The following is a 19,310-nucleotide window of genomic DNA, read 5'->3' as shown; positions in this document are numbered from 1 at the left end:
ATGTTAATTTAAACGAAAGCGAATGGGTTGATCAAAATAGCTAGGTATTTTGCTACCATTTTTAGTGCTAGGTTTGACTTTTAATGATTTGACCGATTCTATCGCACATTTATCTAAACGGGAAAAATTAGTGGATTGTATGATCTCTGTTTTTGTAGAGTTACCATTGGCATCCACATGAATTCTCACAATTGCTAAACCTTGTTCACCGCGCCTACGAGAAATCAAAGGATAGCAGCGCTGAATGTTACGAAGAATGGTTTGATCGCTATTGCCATTAGCGAAACCTGCTGGACCATCGATCGCATTTTTTCCTGTACCTTTGCCAATGGCATTACGATTGCCTGATCCTGTACCTTTTTGATTATGTGTACTGTTGGCAGGTTTTACTGATGTTGTTGGTTTTTGTATGGGCTTTTTTGTGACTTTTGGTGTGGGTTTTATAAGTGGCTCAGGTTTGATTTCAGGAGGGTTTGGCTCTTGGGAAATTGGCGCAGGAATAATTTCTGTAGTACTTTTTAGTGCTTCAATAGGTGATTCCTGCGTAAGTGTTGGATATGTCCAATCACTCAACTCAACAGTAATGACATAAGCATCATCTTGATGTCGATATTGGGGCTTAAATGCCGTTGGTTCTACATTCAATTCTGTTAATCCTTCGGATGATAAGTCCGCCATTAACAATTCTGTTTCTGCGCCAATCAGCGTCATTAATAATAATGCATGGCATAATGTGACAAAAATGATGCTAAAAATTTTCATAACAATCATCGAAGTTGTAAAAGTTGCTCATAAGGTGCGAAGGGATCATTGATCAGGAAGTTGTTTATAAGATGATAGGCGCTGTAACTAAATGCAAGGATGAATAGAATCGTCAGGCATGCATTCAGTTTTCTCCATAAGGTAGAAAAATTCAAATTTAAACGCATGGGGATCAATATCATTATTGTAAACATTAAAAGATAACTATAAATCGCACTGTATAAAGGGAATTTAATAGAATTCAATTGGTAAGGCAGAGAAGTGATCGCTTGATTCAATGATTCAATAGAGAAGCTTTGTAAATATTTTCTGAGCGCAAATATGCCTTTATTGAGAGGGATGTTCATATCCACAACAACGCGATCAATATTAAAGATTAAGATCGCTAAGGATGCAGCAAATACTGTGGGGATCAGTGCTAAGACGATTTTCGGCCACTGATGAGTATTTAATGAAAATATTCTTATATATATAATGAGTAAAAATAATGCAATGGCAGCTAAAGTTGAATAAAAAATCAACGTACGTTGTTGATAGATGATCAAATAGCTATTGATTTGTGTGAAGTTTGTTTTGAAGTTTAATTCAAAATGGTAATAGAAGCCGATCAGCGCGGCGATACAACCTAAAAGTAGCCATGCACATAAGGACAAAGCTATGAAGCGCGAAAATTTCTTTGTTGATTTTGGGCTGCGATATTTCACTGTATCAACTCTTCTATTTATTATTGGAATTTGTCATTGTAGACGAAGAATGTACAACTGTTCCACCAAAATGATCGAGCAGTTGTACTATAGACTCAGTAAGGTTATTTAACTTTCCATTTTAGAGTTTGTTTTGCGCCGAGAGGGATCAATTTTTGATCGTCTAGATAAGGATATGATTCTGGCGGTGTCCAATCTTCACGTACAAGCGTGATAGTTTCTTCATTTCTTGGTAATCCGTAGAAATCTGCACCGTAATGACCTAGAAATGCTTCTAATTTATCCAATGCATTCATACGTTCAAATGCTTCAGCGTAGTGTGAAACTGCTGTTAATGCTGAATAACAACCTGCACAGCCACAGCTGTTTTCTTTGGCGCTTTGTGCATGTGGTGCGCTATCTGTTCCAATGAAAAACTTAGGATTGCCACTTGTTGCAGCTTCAATCAATGCTTGGCGATGTGTTTCGCGCTTTAAAATTGGCAGGCAATATAAATGCGGTTTAATGCCGCCAGATAATAATGAGTTACGATTAAATAGAAGATGTTGTGGTGTTAAGGTTGCACCTACATTTTCATTTGCACCTTGTACAAATTCAACAGCATCTTTAGTGGTAATGTGCTCTAACACAATTTTTAAAGTTGGAATCGCTGCATGTAATGGTTTTAATTCTTGTTCAATGAAGGTTAATTCACGATCAAAAATGTCAATGTCAGGATCACTTGCTTCACCATGGATTAATAAAGGTAAACCAACTTCAGCCATTTTTTCAAAGACTGGATAAAGATTCTTCAATGAAGAAACACCAGCGGTAGAGTTTGTTGTCACGCCAGCTGGATATAATTTAACCGCATAAACAATGCCTGATGCTTTAGCATCTTCAATAATGTCAGGCGTTGTCTCTGGTGTTAAATAGAGCGTCATTAAAGGTTGAAAATTTGAGCCTTTCGGAATATGTTGTTGAATGCGCGCAAGATATGCTTCGGCATCTTGTCGATTTTTCACAGGTGGCGTTGTATTTGGCATAACAATGATACGTTTGAAGCTTTCTGCGGCATGTGGCACTGTTGTTTTTAACGCGTCATTGTCGCGTAAATGAATGTGCCAGTCATCGGGGAAAGTGATAGTTAATTGATTTATCATGGAAGCTCCTGAAATGAAGAGGGAAGTCGTAAATTTTGTAAAAGCTTTTTTTAAAAAAGGTGATGCATACTATACTATGCCTTTTTTAGGATAGGAATGAAGAAGAGGGAGGGCATATGAAACAGCTCTATATTAATGGAAAACAAGCGTCATTGTGGCAAAAAGTCTTATTTGCTTTAGGGACAATCGGTTTTTTAATTTTGATCATTCCATTGGGACTTGGAATTTTAGCGATCGGTGCTATTCTTGCTGTGATTTTTTATTTGTATCTTTACTTCAAAATGAGAAAGATCAAAAAAATGTTTAATGAGCAAGCGGCACAGATGTATCAACAACAAAATAGTGCACAAAATGCAAATCAGAAGAGGGAAGGAAGCATTGATGGAGAATATAAGGAGTTGTAATGAGGCTAATTTTTAGCGAAAAACTTACATATATCTTTCTATTTTCTTAAATTTATGCTTTGATACTGCACTAAATTTACAACGCAAGATGGAGATGTTTTGAATGAATAATAATAATCCAACCGTATTTAAGAATTTCACACCTTACGTTTCATCAGAGGGTGAAGAATACATGAACGATGCACAGAAAGCTCATTTCCGTGGCATCTTAAATGGTTGGCGTGCACAGTTGATGCAAGAGAGTGAAAAAACAGTCTCGAATATGCAAAATGATGGCGCAACAATTTTGTCTGATCCGAATGATCGTGCAAGTCAAGAGGAAGAATTCTCTTTAGAATTGCGTACGCGTGATCGTGAAAGAAAGCTACTCGCCAAAATTGAGAAAACATTGCACAAATTGACCATTGATGATTATGGTTATTGTGAAACTTGTGGGATTGAGATTGGAATCAAACGCTTAGAAGCTCGTCCAACGGCTGAGTTGTGTATTGATTGCAAAGAAATTGAGGAGCAGAAAGAAAAATCTGGTGTTTTGTAAAAAAAAAGTTGACACCCTAATTTTTTTTGATATTATGCAACACCTCAGTTAGACGAACTAACTTCGAAACTGAAATGTCCCTATCGTCTAGAGGCCTAGGACACTGCCCTTTCACGGCGGCAACCGGGGTTCGAATCCCCGTAGGGACGCCAGCTTAATTTTGATTAGGTTGGTTATTCGAAGTTAACTGCTACCAGATTTATCTGGGGCTATAGCTCAGCTGGTAGAGCGCTTGCATGGCATGCAAGAGGTCGACGGTTCGAAACCGTCTAGCTCCACCAATATAACGTCCCTATCGTCTAGAGGCCTAGGACACTGCCCTTTCACGGCGGCAACCGGGGTTCGAATCCCCGTAGGGACGCCAACTTTAACAAGTTGAAGATTCGATTTTAGTAGTAACTCTTTAGATTAGAGTATAAAAAATCTAGAATTACGTCCCTATCGTCTAGAGGCCTAGGACACTGCCCTTTCACGGCGGCAACCGGGGTTCGAATCCCCGTAGGGACGCCAACTTAACTCTAGTAAGTTGGTGGATTCGTAAGCAGTAAACTCTTGGTTGAGTATAAAAGCCAAAATATGTCCCTATCGTCTAGAGGCCTAGGACACTGCCCTTTCACGGCGGCAACCGGGGTTCGAATCCCCGTAGGGACGCCATATTTTAGAAGCCTGCACATAGTTGCAGGCTTTTTGCTATGAGGAGAAATAAACATGCATGAAGATGAATTTGATTATGGTCCAAGTAAAAGCCAATTGAAGCGAGAAGCGGATGCTAAGCAAGCACTTGGCACAACTTTAATTCAATTGTCCAAAGGTGATTTAGAAAATTTAGATTTACCAGATACTTTATTAGATGCTGTCTTGTTAGCGCAAGAAATGCGTAATGATTCATCCTTGAAACGTCAAAAACAGTTGATTGGTAAATTGATGCGTCAATTAGATGATGAGGATTATGATCAGTTAGCTAAACGTTTAGAGTATATGCGTTCAGGCAGTGAGCAGCAAAAAATGGTTGAAAAGTGGGTGGAAAATAAAGTTGAACGCTTATTGAATCAAGATGCTTCTGTGAATAATGAGATTGTTGAGCAGCTAGATGATATTGATTTTCAATATATGAGGCAAATGGTTCGTAATTCCATTAATGAAATGAAAAAAGGTGGGAAATCGCGTAGCAGAACTTTGTTATTTAGATATTTGCGTGGTAAATTTGAAGAAAAGTCATAGTGAAAGTTGAAATTATAGATATAATGGCGCACTACAATAGTTTTTCTGCAAGTTAGATAATGGAATATAAGAATGGCGAATAATTTTAAGATCATGGTAGTTGACGATAGTAGTACTGTTCGTAAAACGGCAGAATTAATCTTATCCAAAGAAGGATTTGAGGTTGTTTCCGAAATTGATGGTTTTAATGCTTTATCTCATCTTGAGGAGGTTAAGCCTAATCTGATTTTTATGGATGTTATGATGCCAAATTTAGATGGTTATGATACCTGTCAGATTATTAAAGGTTCTCCATCTGAGCTCTCTAAGACACCTGTCATCATGCTAACAAGTAAAGATGGTGCTTTTGATAAGGCTCGAGGTCAATTAGCAGGCTGTGATGCGTTTATTACCAAACCGTTTACTCGTGACGATTTAATCAGCGTGATCGAAAAATTTAAATAATAAAGGATTTTTCAGTGATTGAAGAGAGTGGATCGGAATTGGCTATCAACCAACCAGTGAATAATCCTTATGAGAAACAAAAAAAACAGCTTGCTGTGACATTTGTTATTTTTGGATTATTGTTGGTTGGTTTCATCATTTTTGCATTTGTGAGTTTACCTAAATATCAAACCAATCAGAATGTTGAGCATTTATCTAAAGCTTATGATGCTGTGCGTGATATTGATTATTATATCGGCGTGCAAGCTCAAGGCGGTCGATTAAATGATGCTTTATTACAAGAAAAAATTCAAGCGGTGACAGACAGTTTGAATCAAGTCACTGGTGAAGATGCCAAAAGTGTTCAAATCATTTGGAGTGGATTTAAAAAACAGTTGTCAGAGCAAAATGTCGCTTTTGAAACTATGAATGATGCCATTCAATTGAAACTTCGTGTGGATAATGCAAGCCAATCTCTTTATCAAAATTTATCTTTTGTTTCTAATCAACTATCCGATGCAAGATCTGTCAGCGTCGAAACTGTACGCTATATTGATCAATTAGCAAATTCCATTGTCCGTTTAAATGCTAATATCAATAACGTCATCAATAGCCGTTCTCAAGTGGAAATTAAAACTATTTCTGATTTAACAGAAAGTTTGACAGTTGTACAAAAAGGTTTGAACGTGTTGTTGGTAGGATCGCCTGCCGATGCTGTTCAAAGCATTAAAGGTTCACTTGAAGAAGAGAGTATCATTGAGTCGCAATTTATTTTTAATCAGTTGGCTCGTGATGTTTCACAGCTTGTGAAGGATGCAAGTGGCATTGTGATGCTCAATCAGATGAAGATGCGATTACAAGAAGAAAAAGATCATATCCAGACATTGTTGCAATCCACCATTGATAATGCTTATGTTTCTCAGCAAGAGTACATTAAAGTCACGAACCATTCTGTATTTTTAATATCATTGGTTGCATCTATTGGCACAGTATTGTTTTTCATCATTTTTTCATTTTTATTCTTACGTTTAAATAAATCGAGATTGTCGATAGCATCAGAAAAAGATGCAAGAGGGCAAAGAATTGATGAAGTTATGGGGATCATAGATCGCTTTATGGTGCTGAGAACGCGTCTATTACCACAATTAGAAATTGTTGCATCATTAAATAATGAAAGTGATCATATTCTAAATAAAGGTAGAGAAGTAAGGCAAGCTGCTACGAGTTTTAATCATTTAGTGAAGGATATGGATCGCACTTATGAATATTTAGAGCAAGCTTTCACCCACGATTTAGCGTTATTGAGACAAGATGGTCAAAATATTAATTTAGATGATTTAAGAACGACTTTAAAAAAACAGCTACAATTTTTTACAGATCGTAAAACAGAGCTCATGAAAATGAAGCAATGTTCCATTTTAATTGACGAATTTTTCGCCAATGTTGTGAGTAATACGAATGATTCTGTGGTCGCTTATCGTGAAGTTGAGCAGGAATTAATGTTGATTATTTCAGAAATTGATCAGTTAAATAGAGACTTGAAGGAATAATAATGAGTGATAATGCAATTGAACTAACTGATGCAGAAGTTGTAGAAGAATTGAAAAATATTGTGCATAGTTTGCGTAATACTTTAGAAACTCTATTAGAAAACTCTGATGATGAAGAGCAAGAAAAAGATAATATCAGTGTTGCTTTAGAAGAGTTAGCGAATATTTTTGTAGTACTTAATTGGCATAAAGCTTCAGATTATACTCAGCAAGCTATGGAAAAAGTTTCAGGTTTATCTGCCTTTGGAGAAGGTGCAGATGAAAGCTTTTTACTTCGTTATTGTTTGATTTTAGAGCAAAGCTTAGAGATTTACCAAGATCTAGGTTTCATCGTTGAAACAGATATTGTGGAAGATTATGATGCAGATGCCAATAAATCATCAGATGAAGTTAATGTAACTTTATTAAAAGTATTGCGAACGCTTTATCAAAAACAATTGATCTTAATGATCAGATGCACGGATAAAACAGTGCCATTGAATGCATTGAATGCTTTGAGTCGTGATATTTCCTCAATATTACCTAATTTGAATGCAAGAGATTGGTTACTGCTATCTTTTTATGTTCAAGCTTTATTAAGAAATGAGCAAGCTTGTGATGTGGATACGCATCGAATTTTAGCGCAGTTAGATGGCCGTTTGTCTCAGCTATTGTCAAAAAAGCATGCTGAAGCAAATGTGTGTGATGATTTGGTTGCTATGATTCGTACGCTGAATGAAGGTAATGAATTCATTGAGAAAAATGTCTTAATGCAAGATATTTATTCAATTTCACCAGCTGTTTATAAGCGTTTTGGTGCAGCGTTGAAAGATGAATTGGTGAAAATTCATGAGCAGTTAGAGCGCGTCTATTTGGATCAGGCGCAACGTATACGTTTGGCAGAATCGATTCCTTTTTTAGAGAAACTTCAAAATGTCTTGAACTTTATGGGTTTAAAACGATTGTCACTTTTGACAGGAGATTTATTAAAATCTTTCAATCAATTGATTGAAAAACCTGTCAATAATATTCAATTCAATGAAATTGTGAGTGAGTTTTGGGTTTTAGAAAGCTTTTTATCTGATTTATGGTTGCGTCGCGAGCAGCCTGTGCCATTATCATACAACGAAACCCAAAATTGGGCATATATCAGTGCAAAACATTCAGCATTGAAATTATTCGTATCACAATACCGTAAAATTCGCGAACAAGTTACAAATACAAAAGATCCTGAAGAGCTGAGAGTATTGCAACAAAAACTGTATGATACTGTTAAAGCAGAAGGGATTTTGTCAATTGTCCATAATTTAACTCGATATTTTACTGATGGTTTTATGACTGTATCTTTATCTCAAGAAGAGCTTATGGAAGTCTCTTTGGCGATTGAATACATTAGTAATATGAATTTTGAAAACCGTGAAGTTGTATCAGATGTGGTTTATGGTGCAAAAGAGTTGTTACAAAAATATCAATCTGCAATGACACAAAATGTTGAGTCAGCTTCTTTTGATCAAGATTTGATTGATGCTTTTCGTGAAGATTTAACCAATCTAGAATCTGAATTAGCAGAATTGATGAATCAACCGATGGATGTTAAAGCTCATGATGATTTGATCAGAATTGCACATACTTTGCGCGGTAATGCGAATGTTGTGAAATTGAATGATGTTGTTCAATTGGCAACTGCTTTGGAAAATAATATACGCAATAGTAACGCTTATGAGCCTGAAAAAATCGAGCTGTACCATAAAGCTTTTGTGAGTATTTTTGAGCAATTTAAAGCATTTTTGGAAAAATTTAACTAGGAGCTGTAATGTCTGAAATGATCAGCTTAAAAGATGTATCGCTATCGTTTGGACCGCGTATCATTTTTGATAATATCTCTGTATCCATTCCTAAAGGCAAGATTACAGCTGTAATGGGGCCTTCTGGTACAGGGAAAACGACTTTATTGAAATTGATGACAAAGCAAATTTTGCCTCAATCAGGCTCGATTACGGTTATGGATCAACATTTAGATCAGTTATCACGTAACGAGCTATATGATTTGCGTAAACAGATGGGATTATTGTTTCAATCAGGTGCGTTATTTACGGATATGTCAGTGTTCGATAATGTTGCATTTTCATTAAGAGAGCATACAAAGCTCTCGGAAGAGCTCATCAATACTTTAGTTTTATTGAAGCTGGAAGCAGTTGGTTTGCGAGCATTGAAGGATGCAAAACCATCATCTTTATCAGGTGGTCAAGCACGACGCGTAGCACTAGCACGCGCAATTGCATTGGATCCACAGTTATTGTTATATGATGAGCCTTTTACAGGACAAGATCCGATTTCTATGGGTGTTTTGTTGCGATTAATTAAAAACTTGAATGATGCTTTGGACTTAACCAGCATCATAGTTTCACATGATGTGGAAGAGGTTTTAAGCATTGCTGATTATGTTTATATTTTAAGTGGCGGCAAAATTATTGCACATGGCACAGCAGAAGAAATTAAAGCGGATCAAAATATTTGGGTGAAACAGTTCATTGAAGGTTTATCTGATGGTCCTGTGCCATTTAATTTACCAACAACAGCCCTAAAGGATGATCTATTATCATGAAGTTTATTGAATCAATAGGGCAGAAAACACTACAATTTATCTCATCATTGGGTGATAGTTTTATTTTATTTTTTGCCATCATTCGCCATTTTACTTATTTGTTTCAAAAGCCAAATTTATTTGTCCGCCAAGTTTATCAGTTGGGCATTTTGTCTTTGCCGATCATTTTATTATCAGGGATGTTCATTGGCATGGTGTTGGCATTTCAAGGCTATGTGAATTTGGTGCGTTTTGGTGCCGAAGCTTCTGTGGGAACTGTGACTGCATTGGCGCTGTTTCGTGAATTGGCTTCAGTCTTTACAGCATTATTATATACAGGGCGCGCTTGTTCTTCTTTGACAGCAGAAATAGGATTGATGCGTGCAACAGAGCAGTGGTCAAGCTATGAAATGATGGCCATTGACCCTTATCGTTACATTTTATTACCGCGATTAATGGCGGGAATTATTGTCGTGCCTATCCTAACCATATTTTTTTCAGATGTGGGTATTTTAGGTAGTTATTACATCGCTGTAGAAGTTTTAGGATTAGATGGTGGTGGATATTGGTCGCAGATGCAGTCATCAGTTGTGTTTTATGACGATATTTTTAATGGTGTTATTATCAAAAGTATCGTTTTTGGATTAATATGTAATTTAGTGGCACTTCGTGAAGGTTTGATTGGCGGTGCAACTTCAAGTGGTATTGCTAATTCAACAACGGCGACAGTTGTTAAAGCATCATTATTAGTGTTAGCGGCAGATTTTCTATTAACGGCTCTATTGTTTAGATAAAATATATAGTTATTAACGTTCTTTAGGGGAAAAGTATCATGAAAATAATAATAAGAACATGGCTTCATGCCATGATAGCCCTTGCGCTTCTATTTTCAGTTGCATCAGCAGAAACAGAAAAGATAGCGCCTATGCAAGCGAATGAGGATATTTTTTTATACAAAACGATTCCAGGTGATAGTCTGTGGAATATTGCTCAACGTCATTTACATAATATTAAATTATGGGTTGAGTTAAAAAAGATCAATAACTTACCGAATGATGATTATATTGAGCCAGGTACATTGATTAAAGTGCCTAGAAAATGGCTAAAAACTAATCAATCAACAGCAACTTTAGTGAATGCGATTGGGCAAGTGAAAATTATTAATGGCGAGAAACAAACCTTAGAGTTTGGTCAAGATTTTACAGAAAAAGATAGCTTGGTTTTAACAACGGGTGATACTGTTATTACAGGCGAAGATGGCTTGGCGACGATTCTATTCAAAGATGGTTCTCGTTTGTTGTTGCAAAGTGACAGCGAGTTGGTTTTGAGTGATTTGATCGCATTGGGCGATGGTTCTTTGAGTGATATCAAATTGAAATTGGATAAAGGACGTTTAGAAAATCGTGTTTACTCAAGTCCAATTTCTAATACGAACTATGAAGTTAAGACAGCAACAGCCACGACATCTGTACGCGGAACTGTATTTCGTATGGGTTTAGAAGATGAAGATAGCGTGACTGAGGTTGTGTCAGGTAAAGTTGCGGCAAAATCACAAGCAGGTGATGCTGCTGAATTACTCGCAGGTCAGGCGATCATTATTTCTAAAGATGGTGATGCAAAGCATGTAGAAATGTTACCGCCGCCAGTATTTGCAAACTTTCCTCAATTGATCGAAGCTGTGCCAATCAATATTCCAGTTGAATCTATAGAGAATGTTGTGGGATATGCAACAAAAATCATTCCAGTTGGTAGCGATGAACAGGATGCTGTATCGAGCATGCGTTCTGAAGGAAATGTTTTATTGGGCAACGATTTACCAGATGGTCGTTATCAAATGATGGTGAGTGCGATTGATCAAGATGGTGTGACAGGTCAACCTGCTAAGTATGAATTTATTTTAAATGCTCGCCCATTTGCAGCAGTATTGGATAAGCCAGTTCAAGATGAAAAAGTCTTATTGCGTCATTTGACATTCAACTGGACGAAAGCCAATGATGAAGCGAAAACATTCTATCTGCAAGTGGCGAGAGATGATAAATTTAGAGACATTGTGATTGATGCAGACAATTTGACAGAATCATCATATAAGCCCGAAGACTTATTATCTGGCATCTATTTTTGGCGAGTTGCTTCGATTGATGAAGAAGGCATGCGCGGACCTTTCTCTGCAACTAAAGATTTTAGAATTTTATTGGAAGATCCAAATCTAGAAAAAGCAAATGTTAAGAAAGTAGATGTGCAGTTAGAATGGGCGCCGTTGGAAGCAGGTACTCAATATCTTATTCAAATATCTGATAGCGTAAACTTTGAGAATGTTCTTTTTGAAAAGTCATTGCCAGAAAATCAGATTTACGTGGAACAATTAGTACCTGGTACATATTTCTTTAGAATTCAATCTACTGCAAGTGATGATTATGTGAGTGAGTGGGGATTACCACATAAATTTGATGTATTAGATATTGAATCGGTATCTGCAAAGATTAAGCCTTAATCTTTAATATTAAGATTAACATTATGAATCAAAGCTCTCTTCTATGTAGGAAGAGAGCTTTTTCTATTTATATTTCTATTTAGATTACGATGCTTATGATCTTTCTAATGCTTCAATTGGGGCAAGTTGTGCAGCTCGTCTAGCAGGAAAGTAACCAAACATCATGCCAATGGCCGTAGATGCACCCAATGCCACCATAATGGAAATCATTGAGAAGCCAACGCTTAAATCGAGTTCTAATTGATTAATGCCATAGCCTGCTGCATAAGCGACTAAAATACCAACACAACCACCCAATAAACAAACTAAAACAGCCTCAATGAGGAATTGCATTGAAATATCGCTTTTACGCGCACCAACAGCCATTCTCATGCCGATTTCTTTTGTGCGTTCAGCCACTGAAACTAACATGATATTCATCACGCCAATACCACCAACAATTAGGGAAATCATAGCAATTGAGAAGATCAGAAAGCGCATCACAAAGGTTGTCTCTTCTACCAATTCTTTAAATGAATCTGCTGTGAAAATAAAAAAATCTTTTGTGCCATGAAGTTGGATCATTAAATCAGTGAGCGTTTGTTCTGCTAGCTTCATATCCATATTGTCTTGAACAGTGACAGTGATATTGCGCAAATAGCTTTGGCCTAATAAGCGCTTCATTGCTGTAGAGTAGGGCATGAACACAGTTAGGCTACTATATCCGCCAGAGCGTTGATTTTTAGAAGAAGCTACACCAATTACGCGCATAGGTAAACGATTGAGTGTGATCACTTCGCCAATAGGATTCGTACCATCTGTAAATAATTCATCGCGAGTGGCTTCATCAATGACGACATCTAAGCTTAATTTTTCTTCGCTCTCCTCATCAAAGAAAATGCCTTCAGATGGTGTATAGCCTTCTGTATTAAAATATTGAGTGCCAACGCCCATAACTGAGACATTCTTTTCTAAATTACCATAACGAGCCAAAGCATTAGTGCTGACAACAGGCGTGACATTTTTAATGAAAGATTGTTCACTGAGGAAGTTGACATCATTAGGTGTTAAACTACGAACTCGGCCAGATCTTGCATCACCAAAGCCACTGCCAGGATAAATGGTTAAAGTGGTTGTACCCATAGAATTAATATTGCTAAGAATTTGATTCATTGTGCCTTGCCCTAAAGCTATAACCAGCACAACAGACGCAATGCCAATGATAATGCCAAGCATGGTTAAGAATGTTCTCATGCGTTGCATTGACATAGAGATTAAAGCCATCCTAAAAGCATTAATGATGCGATCCAATAATAATAGCCAGTCGCTACTTTTTTGCCGATTCAGTTGAGGCAATTGAACTGAAGGATGAGTTGTTTCTGGTTGTGGTGGGGTATTTTTTCGATCTTCTATGACCTCGCCATCTTTGAGTTCTATGATTCGTGTCGCATGATTGGCAACATTTTTATCATGAGTGACAAGAATAATAGTATGCCCAGCTTGATTCAGCTCTTGTAAAATTTTTAAAACCTGTTCGCCACTTTCGCTATCCAGAGCACCTGTTGGTTCATCTGCTAGAATAACCTCGCCACCATTCATCAGCGCACGCGCAATGCTGACACGCTGTTGTTGCCCGCCAGATAACTGTGTTGGATAGTATTTAATGCGTTCTTGCAAGCCTAATGCCGTTAATAGTGCATCTGCGCGCGATTTTCGTTCGTTGGGTGAAAATCCTGCGTAAACCGCGGGAACTTCCACATTGCCTTCAGCATGAAGTGTCGATAACAGATGATAGCGCTGAAAAATAAATCCGAAGTGTTCACGACGCAATTTAGCCAATTGATCATCTTCATATTGACCGATATTTTCACCATGAAAAATATAGTCGCCAGATGAAGCTTGATCCAAGCAACCTAGAATATTCATTAAGGTGGATTTACCAGAGCCAGAAGCACCAATAATTGCGACCATTTCCCCTTCTTCTATCGTGAGATCAATACCTTTGAGTATCTGGACTGTGGTATCACCTGATTGAAAAGAGCGTGTAATGTTTTGGAGTTCAATTAATGGCATGGATATTACCTCATGCGCATGCGAGTAGGGCCAGATTTAATATCTCCCAGTGATTCGGAAAGAACCACTTGTTCATCACCATTGAGTCCAGAGATTATTTCGGTATAGATATTATTGCTGATACCTAAAATTACTTTTTTAGGCGAGATATTTCCAGTGCTATCTTTGACCCAAATGTATCGTTCATTTTTGGCTAATTTTTCTTGGGGTATTTCAATGGATGAGGGTTTAAAGCGTGTTGCCATCGTTGGGATGACCCATTGATCTTTAACGCTATCTACGACGATATAAACTTGCGTTGTCATATCAATACGAAACAGATGTTCTTGATTATCCACTTTTAAAATACCATTATAATAAATGGCTTCGGTACTTGCTGTTGTTGCTGTATTGCCAGTACTGTTTTGAAATTTTTCAGGCGCAGGTTCAGTTGATTCCAATTGTGCAGGATAACGCTTTTTAGGTTCGCCTAAAATAGTGAAGTAAGCCTCCATTCCAGGTGAAATTTTAGTAATATCTGCCTCGGAAATTTGTGCTTTGATATTCATCGTATCTAAATCAGCAATCTTAACGATCGTCGGTGCTGTTTGAGCTGAATTAACAGTTTGTCCTTCTTTGACAACTGTAGCGACAACAACGCCATCAATGGGCGCAATGATTTTTGTATAAGTTAGATCTAATTGTGCTGTGTCTAAAGCAATTTTAGCTTGAGCGATTTGTGCATCTAATGCTTCTAATTCTGCTTCTAAAACTAGGAGATTGGCTTCAGCAATATCTACTTCAGATTGCGTTGTGGCTTTTTGGCGAATTAAATTTTGTTGGCGTTGTAGTGTGATTCTGGCATTGACGATTTGCGCTTTTTTCGCAACTTTGGATGCTTCTACATTTTTTAGGCGAGCTGCACTATCTTTCACTGCATTCTGTTGTGGTAAATCATCAATTTCTGCGATGAGTTGTCCTTTTTTGACTGTATCGCCTAAATTTACATGGAGTTTTCTAATTTGCCCAGAAACTTGAGCGCCCACTTCAACTTGTTGAGAAGCTTCTAATTTTCCATCAGCTAAAATGGTCACTTCCAGATCCTGTTTTTTAACAGAATCTGTTAAATAACTGATGGGCGTTTGGGTGAAATAATTTTGATAGATAACAATGCCAATAATGGCAAGCGCGATCATTAAAAAGATCGCTCTTTTAAAGTTTTTGATTTTCATAAAACAGGGCCAGTTCAATATAAGTGACGAAAATTATATATAATTAAATAGTCTAAATTGTATAGAGAATGTAAAGGTTGTGAGGAATTGGCAAATTATGGATAGTATTCGATGGTGCGCGTGCGGATGATGCGTTGATCATAAGGATTTTCTTCCGATTGCTTCACCCAATTGCCATATTGATCATATTCGAGATTAAGAATAACAACCTGATTGGTTGGATCTGTTGGCTGTATGCTGTTGTCTAAATATTGATATTCAATCACTTCTTCAGGTGTTTCTGTGCCATCAAGGAATAATTCTCGGCGTATTGCATTGCCTTTATCATCATAAAATGTGTCAATGACTAAATCACCATCATCAAATCTTACGTGATTGGCTTGTAACCATTGTGTTGTTAGTGTTTGAGAATGTTCTTCGCCAGCTGCTTCATAAGCAAACTTCATAGTTCGAGTTTTGCCTTGATAAGGTTCAAAGATTTGCTGTAAATCTTCATCATACGTGATCGATGATATGAAACCTTCTTCATTGAATTGTGTTTGTATTTTTTGTAATGCTTCACCTGCTGGATTGGTGATGTGGATCGTTGTCTCTTTTGTGGGGTTATTCAAACCTTCGTAGTACCAATCATTTTTAACATCAAAATCATTGGCTGAAGAGAGATTGCTTAGTAATGAACTGATCAATAATAATGGTGCTAAATATAATTTTTTCATAATGATAATCCTATAGATTAATATTTTCTTTTATTTTTAGTATAACGATTTTTTAAGGATAAAATGATGGTGAATAAAAATAGTGTGCTTGCCAAAATGATCCAAGGATTGTCACCATATTTCACATAAGCAGTTAAACCATTTTTACCTGTAATAGATGCTGATAATGTTGTGGCTTCAAATTGTGGTGCTTTTGCAATGATTTCTCCATCTGCTGCAACAAATGCAGTTAAACCTGTATTGGTTGCACGAGCAATGGGGCGTGCAAATTCTATGGCGCGTGCTTGTACGATTTGTAAATGTTGCCAAGGTGCAAGAGAATCCCCAAACCATGCATCATTACTGATGTTCACTAAGAAACCACTTTGATTGGCTTGATAGCGTAAAGATTCGCCAAAAACAGCTTCAAAGCAGATGGAGCCAGTTGTTTGTGTAGAAAATTGTGAGAATGTGAATGGCGCTTGCTCAGGTGCGCCTTTTGTAAAACCAGCCAATGGAATATTTACCCATTCATAGAAAATGCCAAAAACATCAGGCAATGGAATATATTCACCGAAAGGTAATAATCGATATTTATCGTAGAACTGATCTTGTTCTGGGGATTGTCCTAAATGTAAAAAGGCATTAAATTCTTGAGATTGTTGGCTTCTAGGAATGCCAAGCAGAATTTCAGTATCATTATAATCAGACCATTGACGAAGGTTTGTCATTAATCCGCCCATATGATGATAATAGGCAACCACTGCTGTTTCTGGCCAAATCACTAAATTGGCTTGAGTCATTACGCTATCCGTTAAAGATAAATAAGTATTGATGGATGCTTCAAAGCTGTTAGCATCAAACTTTTGGTCTTGAGTAATGTTGCCTTGAATCAGAGCAATATTGATAGATTCTGATTGATCTTGAATGGGATCACTTAAATATTTCTGTAAACTTATTGTGCTGCCAGTAATGATTAGACAGGATAAAGCAATACCAATCAATGAAGGCATTAAGGATTTTTGGTTAAAAGCAGTGAAGATTAATAATAGTGCGCCAGCAATCCAATAAACTACAAAGCTACTGATCAAGGCACCAAATACGGGGAATAGATATTGAGCAAATAGCGTGGGTGTTAATGAATAGCCCATGGCTAACCAAGGAAATCCCGTAAAAACATGCGCGCGCAATACTTCTAATAGAACACCAGTGATTGGAAATAACAGTAAATAACGTGTTGCAATGCCTAAATTGAGTTTTTGAGTGATATAGCCTAATAAACCATAATAAATGGCAAGATAGCCTGACAAAACAAATACTAGCAAAATGGCTAATGGTAAAGGCGCACCACCAAACTGATTAATACTGATTCTGACCCACCAAAGCCCAACTGAAAATAGGCTTAAACCAAAGCAATAACTGAGCCAAAAACTGCGAGTATGAGAGGATTTTTGAATGGTTAATTGCCATCCTGCCAATAATAATGGTGCCAACCACCATTGATTAAATGGCGCGAATGCGAGTGGCATTAAAGCACCTAATGTAATGACGATGATGAGTTGAATCAGTAAATTGCTAGATCGCTTCATTGATTTAATCCTAGTGATCGATAGATTTCGTTCATGATGTTTTTATATTGTCCTGCCCATAAAGTATCACCCAAAAAGCGATGCTGATTAAGTGAAGGATTCAATACTTTACTATGTTTTCTATTGGTTAAATAGACAATTGTTAGATCATATTTGGGATCAATGACTAGAACGCAGCCTGTCCATCCTGTATGGCCATAAGCTTCTTCAGAAGCATAATGACCAAAATGATAAGCCATATCACCGCCTTTATTTAAGCGCCAGCCTAAACCAAAGCTAGGATCATCATCTTGGCTCTGTAAAAATTCAGGTGGAATATTCATGAGCTGTAAAGCAGAGTAGAGCGCCTCGCAATTGGCAAATAAACCTGCGTGCCCCGAAATTCCACTCATGCAGTGATAAGCTTTTTCATCCTGTACTTCACCATGAATAGTTTCAGTGCGGATATTATTAAAATGAATGAATCCATCGCGAGTATTGCCATGTAATTCTGTTGGGGCGATTTCTGACTGTGAATAGCCATGTCGTAAAGGTTGGTAACAAATACGTTGAGTTTTTAATTCAGGGAAGGTTTGCTCAAACAAATGATCTATGCGTGTATGGAATAACTTTTCTAAAATAAAAGTTAGTAGCATAAAATCTACATCTGAATATAAGGAGCGAGATTGTGGTGTATGAATCAACGGTGCTTTGAGTAATTTTTCTAAAAACTGATCTCTATTTTGACAAAAAAGCTCTTCACTATAAGCTTTGTCATAAAACAGAGGATTAGGTTCAAAGCCTGCTTCATGTGCTAAAAGCATTTTTATTGTAATATTTGCTTTATCAATTAACGCTTGATTGGCAAAAGAATGAGGAAAAATCTCTTTTAATGTTAAATCTAAGTTGATTTTGCCTTGAGTTGTATAAACTTGATACAAAGCAGTCAAAGAAAATACTTTCGTTAAAGATGCAATATCATACAGAGTATTTAAATTAGCATTGCCATATGCAGAATGTTTAATAATTTTTTCATTTTTTACGATCAAAACTTGAGCAGAATCTAAACCTGCAGTAATGGATGCATTTATTAATTTATCGAGATTTGCTAATAGCATTTCAATGGGTTCCATAGGATATGTATAGTATATTTTAGGTCACAAAAAAGATAAAAATAGTATATGATTAAAAGTTAATCATATCTTGCACTTGACCAAACGAAACGAATAGTGTTTAATGCTCACCTGCTTAGCGATGATGCATCGCATAAATGGCTCGATAGCTCAGTTGGTAGAGCAGCGGATTGAAAATCCGCGTGTCGACAGTTCGATTCTGTCTCGAGCCACCATTTAAGCAGAAGCCAAAAAGGCTCGATAGCTCAGTTGGTAGAGCAGCGGATTGAAAATCCGCGTGTCGACAGTTCGATTCTGTCTCGAGCCACCATTTTTGAACAGTAAAATTTCCCGAGAAAGTTTTTGTGTTTAACCTTAACGATTTGGAAGAAGTTTTGCTGTTTTTGTGTTACAATTTGAAAAGTTTCAAACGGGGGCGTTCTTGGATTCGACGGGGATGTTGAAGTTTGAGGTGCATGTCGAGAAGGTCGAGAGTCTCGTAAAAACGCGGCAATCAGTTATAATTGCAAACGATAATAACTACGCTTTAGCAGCTTAAGCCTGCTAACTGATCTTACTACTGTGTTCGTTCGGTGGTAACATCAGTCAACTTAAACGATCTAGAGAGATGTTTGCCTAGGAGCTCCCTCTCGAAACCTAACTGGGACAGCTGTTTGTCATCCTGCCAATCGGAAGGGAAACAGTTAAATTGAAGATTTGGCTAAACATGTAGTACCAAGGATGGATAGTTTTCGGACGCGGGTTCAAATCCCGCCGCCTCCACCAGATAACATAAATACTGAGTAAGAGTATTTGACGGAAAGCCACTAAAACACTGAGTTTAAGTGGCTTTTTTATTGCTTATGGTTTAGGT

General features: G+C 37.2%; 17 protein-coding genes, 7 tRNA genes and 1 other RNA gene. 17 read left to right on the top strand and 8 right to left on the bottom strand.

Features of this window, described 5'->3' with window-relative positions; genetic code table 11:
- Positions 1 to 3: 3 nt before the first annotated feature.
- The 3 genes from ACA100_RS11205 to pyrC all read right to left on the bottom strand — a co-directional run bounded on the left by ACA100_RS11205 (position 4) and on the right by pyrC (position 2,605).
- Positions 4 to 762, bottom strand: a complete 759-nt coding sequence (locus ACA100_RS11205; protein ID WP_481077788.1) for an energy transducer TonB — start codon at positions 760 to 762, stop codon at positions 4 to 6.
- A 5-nt stretch (positions 763 to 767) separates the two neighbouring features.
- Complete coding sequence (locus ACA100_RS11200) at positions 768 to 1,466, bottom strand: hypothetical protein (RefSeq protein ID WP_481077787.1); 699 nt, start codon at positions 1,464 to 1,466, stop codon at positions 768 to 770.
- Between the two features lie 104 nt (positions 1,467 to 1,570).
- Positions 1,571 to 2,605, bottom strand: coding sequence for a dihydroorotase (pyrC, locus tag ACA100_RS11195; RefSeq protein WP_481079129.1), 1,035 nt, complete (start codon positions 2,603 to 2,605; stop codon positions 1,571 to 1,573).
- Between the two features lie 119 nt (positions 2,606 to 2,724).
- On the opposite strand from pyrC, the gene ACA100_RS11190 reads away from it, so the two are divergent.
- The 14 genes from ACA100_RS11190 (at position 2,725) to ACA100_RS11125 (ending at position 11,798) form a co-directional block, all read left to right on the top strand.
- Entirely contained in the window at positions 2,725 to 3,012 is a 288-nt protein-coding gene (locus tag ACA100_RS11190; RefSeq protein ID WP_481077786.1) for a hypothetical protein, read from the top strand.
- A gap of 103 nt (positions 3,013 to 3,115) precedes the next feature.
- Entirely contained in the window at positions 3,116 to 3,550 is a 435-nt protein-coding gene (gene dksA, locus ACA100_RS11185) for an RNA polymerase-binding protein DksA (protein ID WP_481077785.1), read from the top strand.
- A gap of 76 nt (positions 3,551 to 3,626) precedes the next feature.
- Positions 3,627 to 3,702: transfer RNA gene (locus tag ACA100_RS11180), tRNA-Glu, on the top strand.
- Between the two features lie 53 nt (positions 3,703 to 3,755).
- Positions 3,756 to 3,831 (top strand) — tRNA-Ala (locus ACA100_RS11175).
- A gap of 7 nt (positions 3,832 to 3,838) precedes the next feature.
- Positions 3,839 to 3,914: transfer RNA gene (locus ACA100_RS11170), tRNA-Glu, on the top strand.
- A 70-nt stretch (positions 3,915 to 3,984) separates the two neighbouring features.
- Positions 3,985 to 4,060 (top strand) — tRNA-Glu (locus ACA100_RS11165).
- Positions 4,061 to 4,128: 68 nt separating this feature from the next.
- Positions 4,129 to 4,204 (top strand) — tRNA-Glu (locus ACA100_RS11160).
- Positions 4,205 to 4,258: 54 nt separating this feature from the next.
- The gene (gene yjgA / locus ACA100_RS11155; RefSeq protein ID WP_481077784.1) at positions 4,259 to 4,771 is read left to right on the top strand and encodes a ribosome biogenesis factor YjgA; all 513 of its coding nucleotides are present in this window, start codon (positions 4,259 to 4,261) and stop codon (positions 4,769 to 4,771) included.
- A gap of 72 nt (positions 4,772 to 4,843) precedes the next feature.
- Positions 4,844 to 5,215, top strand: a complete 372-nt coding sequence (locus ACA100_RS11150; RefSeq protein WP_481077783.1) for a response regulator — start codon at positions 4,844 to 4,846, stop codon at positions 5,213 to 5,215.
- A gap of 14 nt (positions 5,216 to 5,229) precedes the next feature.
- The gene (locus tag ACA100_RS11145) at positions 5,230 to 6,744 is read left to right on the top strand and encodes a hypothetical protein (RefSeq protein ID WP_481077782.1); all 1,515 of its coding nucleotides are present in this window, start codon (positions 5,230 to 5,232) and stop codon (positions 6,742 to 6,744) included.
- A 2-nt stretch (positions 6,745 to 6,746) separates the two neighbouring features.
- On the top strand, positions 6,747 to 8,528 hold the full coding sequence (locus ACA100_RS11140) for an Hpt domain-containing protein (RefSeq protein WP_481077781.1): 1,782 nt from the start codon (positions 6,747 to 6,749) through the stop codon (positions 8,526 to 8,528).
- A gap of 8 nt (positions 8,529 to 8,536) precedes the next feature.
- Positions 8,537 to 9,328: an ABC transporter ATP-binding protein gene (locus ACA100_RS11135; protein ID WP_481077780.1), complete on the top strand. Its 792-nt coding sequence runs from the start codon at positions 8,537 to 8,539 to the stop codon at positions 9,326 to 9,328.
- On the top strand, positions 9,325 to 10,101 hold the full coding sequence (gene mlaE / locus ACA100_RS11130) for a lipid asymmetry maintenance ABC transporter permease subunit MlaE (protein ID WP_481077779.1): 777 nt from the start codon (positions 9,325 to 9,327) through the stop codon (positions 10,099 to 10,101). Before ACA100_RS11135 ends, mlaE begins: the two co-directional genes overlap by 4 nt.
- A gap of 38 nt (positions 10,102 to 10,139) precedes the next feature.
- Entirely contained in the window at positions 10,140 to 11,798 is a 1,659-nt protein-coding gene (locus ACA100_RS11125; RefSeq protein ID WP_481077778.1) for a FecR family protein, read from the top strand.
- Positions 11,799 to 11,891: 93 nt separating this feature from the next.
- Here ACA100_RS11125 and ACA100_RS11120 read toward each other — a convergent pair whose 3' ends face one another.
- The 5 genes from ACA100_RS11120 to ACA100_RS11100 all read right to left on the bottom strand — a co-directional run bounded on the left by ACA100_RS11120 (position 11,892) and on the right by ACA100_RS11100 (position 18,442).
- A complete protein-coding gene (locus tag ACA100_RS11120; RefSeq protein WP_481077777.1) occupies positions 11,892 to 13,850 on the bottom strand; it encodes a MacB family efflux pump subunit in 1,959 nt (652 codons plus the stop codon).
- Positions 13,851 to 13,855: 5 nt separating this feature from the next.
- Positions 13,856 to 15,061, bottom strand: coding sequence for an efflux RND transporter periplasmic adaptor subunit (locus ACA100_RS11115; protein WP_481077776.1), 1,206 nt, complete (start codon positions 15,059 to 15,061; stop codon positions 13,856 to 13,858).
- 95 nt (positions 15,062 to 15,156) lie between these two features.
- Positions 15,157 to 15,777 (bottom strand): hypothetical protein, encoded by a 621-nt coding sequence (locus ACA100_RS11110; protein WP_481077775.1) that lies wholly within the window; start codon positions 15,775 to 15,777, stop codon positions 15,157 to 15,159.
- A 17-nt stretch (positions 15,778 to 15,794) separates the two neighbouring features.
- Positions 15,795 to 17,345, bottom strand: a complete 1,551-nt coding sequence (lnt, locus tag ACA100_RS11105; protein WP_481077774.1) for an apolipoprotein N-acyltransferase — start codon at positions 17,343 to 17,345, stop codon at positions 15,795 to 15,797.
- Entirely contained in the window at positions 17,342 to 18,442 is a 1,101-nt protein-coding gene (locus ACA100_RS11100; protein WP_481077773.1) for a serine hydrolase, read from the bottom strand. The genes lnt and ACA100_RS11100 overlap by 4 nt, the downstream gene beginning before the upstream one ends.
- Positions 18,443 to 18,596: 154 nt before the next feature.
- Between ACA100_RS11100 and ACA100_RS11095 the strand changes: the two genes are divergently transcribed.
- The 3 genes from ACA100_RS11095 to ssrA all read left to right on the top strand — a co-directional run bounded on the left by ACA100_RS11095 (position 18,597) and on the right by ssrA (position 19,222).
- Positions 18,597 to 18,672 (top strand) — tRNA-Phe (locus ACA100_RS11095).
- A 19-nt stretch (positions 18,673 to 18,691) separates the two neighbouring features.
- A tRNA-Phe gene (locus ACA100_RS11090) sits at positions 18,692 to 18,767 on the top strand.
- 101 nt (positions 18,768 to 18,868) lie between these two features.
- Positions 18,869 to 19,222, top strand: a transfer-messenger RNA (tmRNA) gene (ssrA, locus tag ACA100_RS11085).
- The last annotated feature ends 88 nt before the right edge of the window (positions 19,223 to 19,310 follow it).

The sequence above is a fragment of the Wohlfahrtiimonas sp. XWW7 genome, from assembly GCF_056716055.1.
This window is presented reverse-complemented; position numbering and strand designations above follow the sequence as displayed.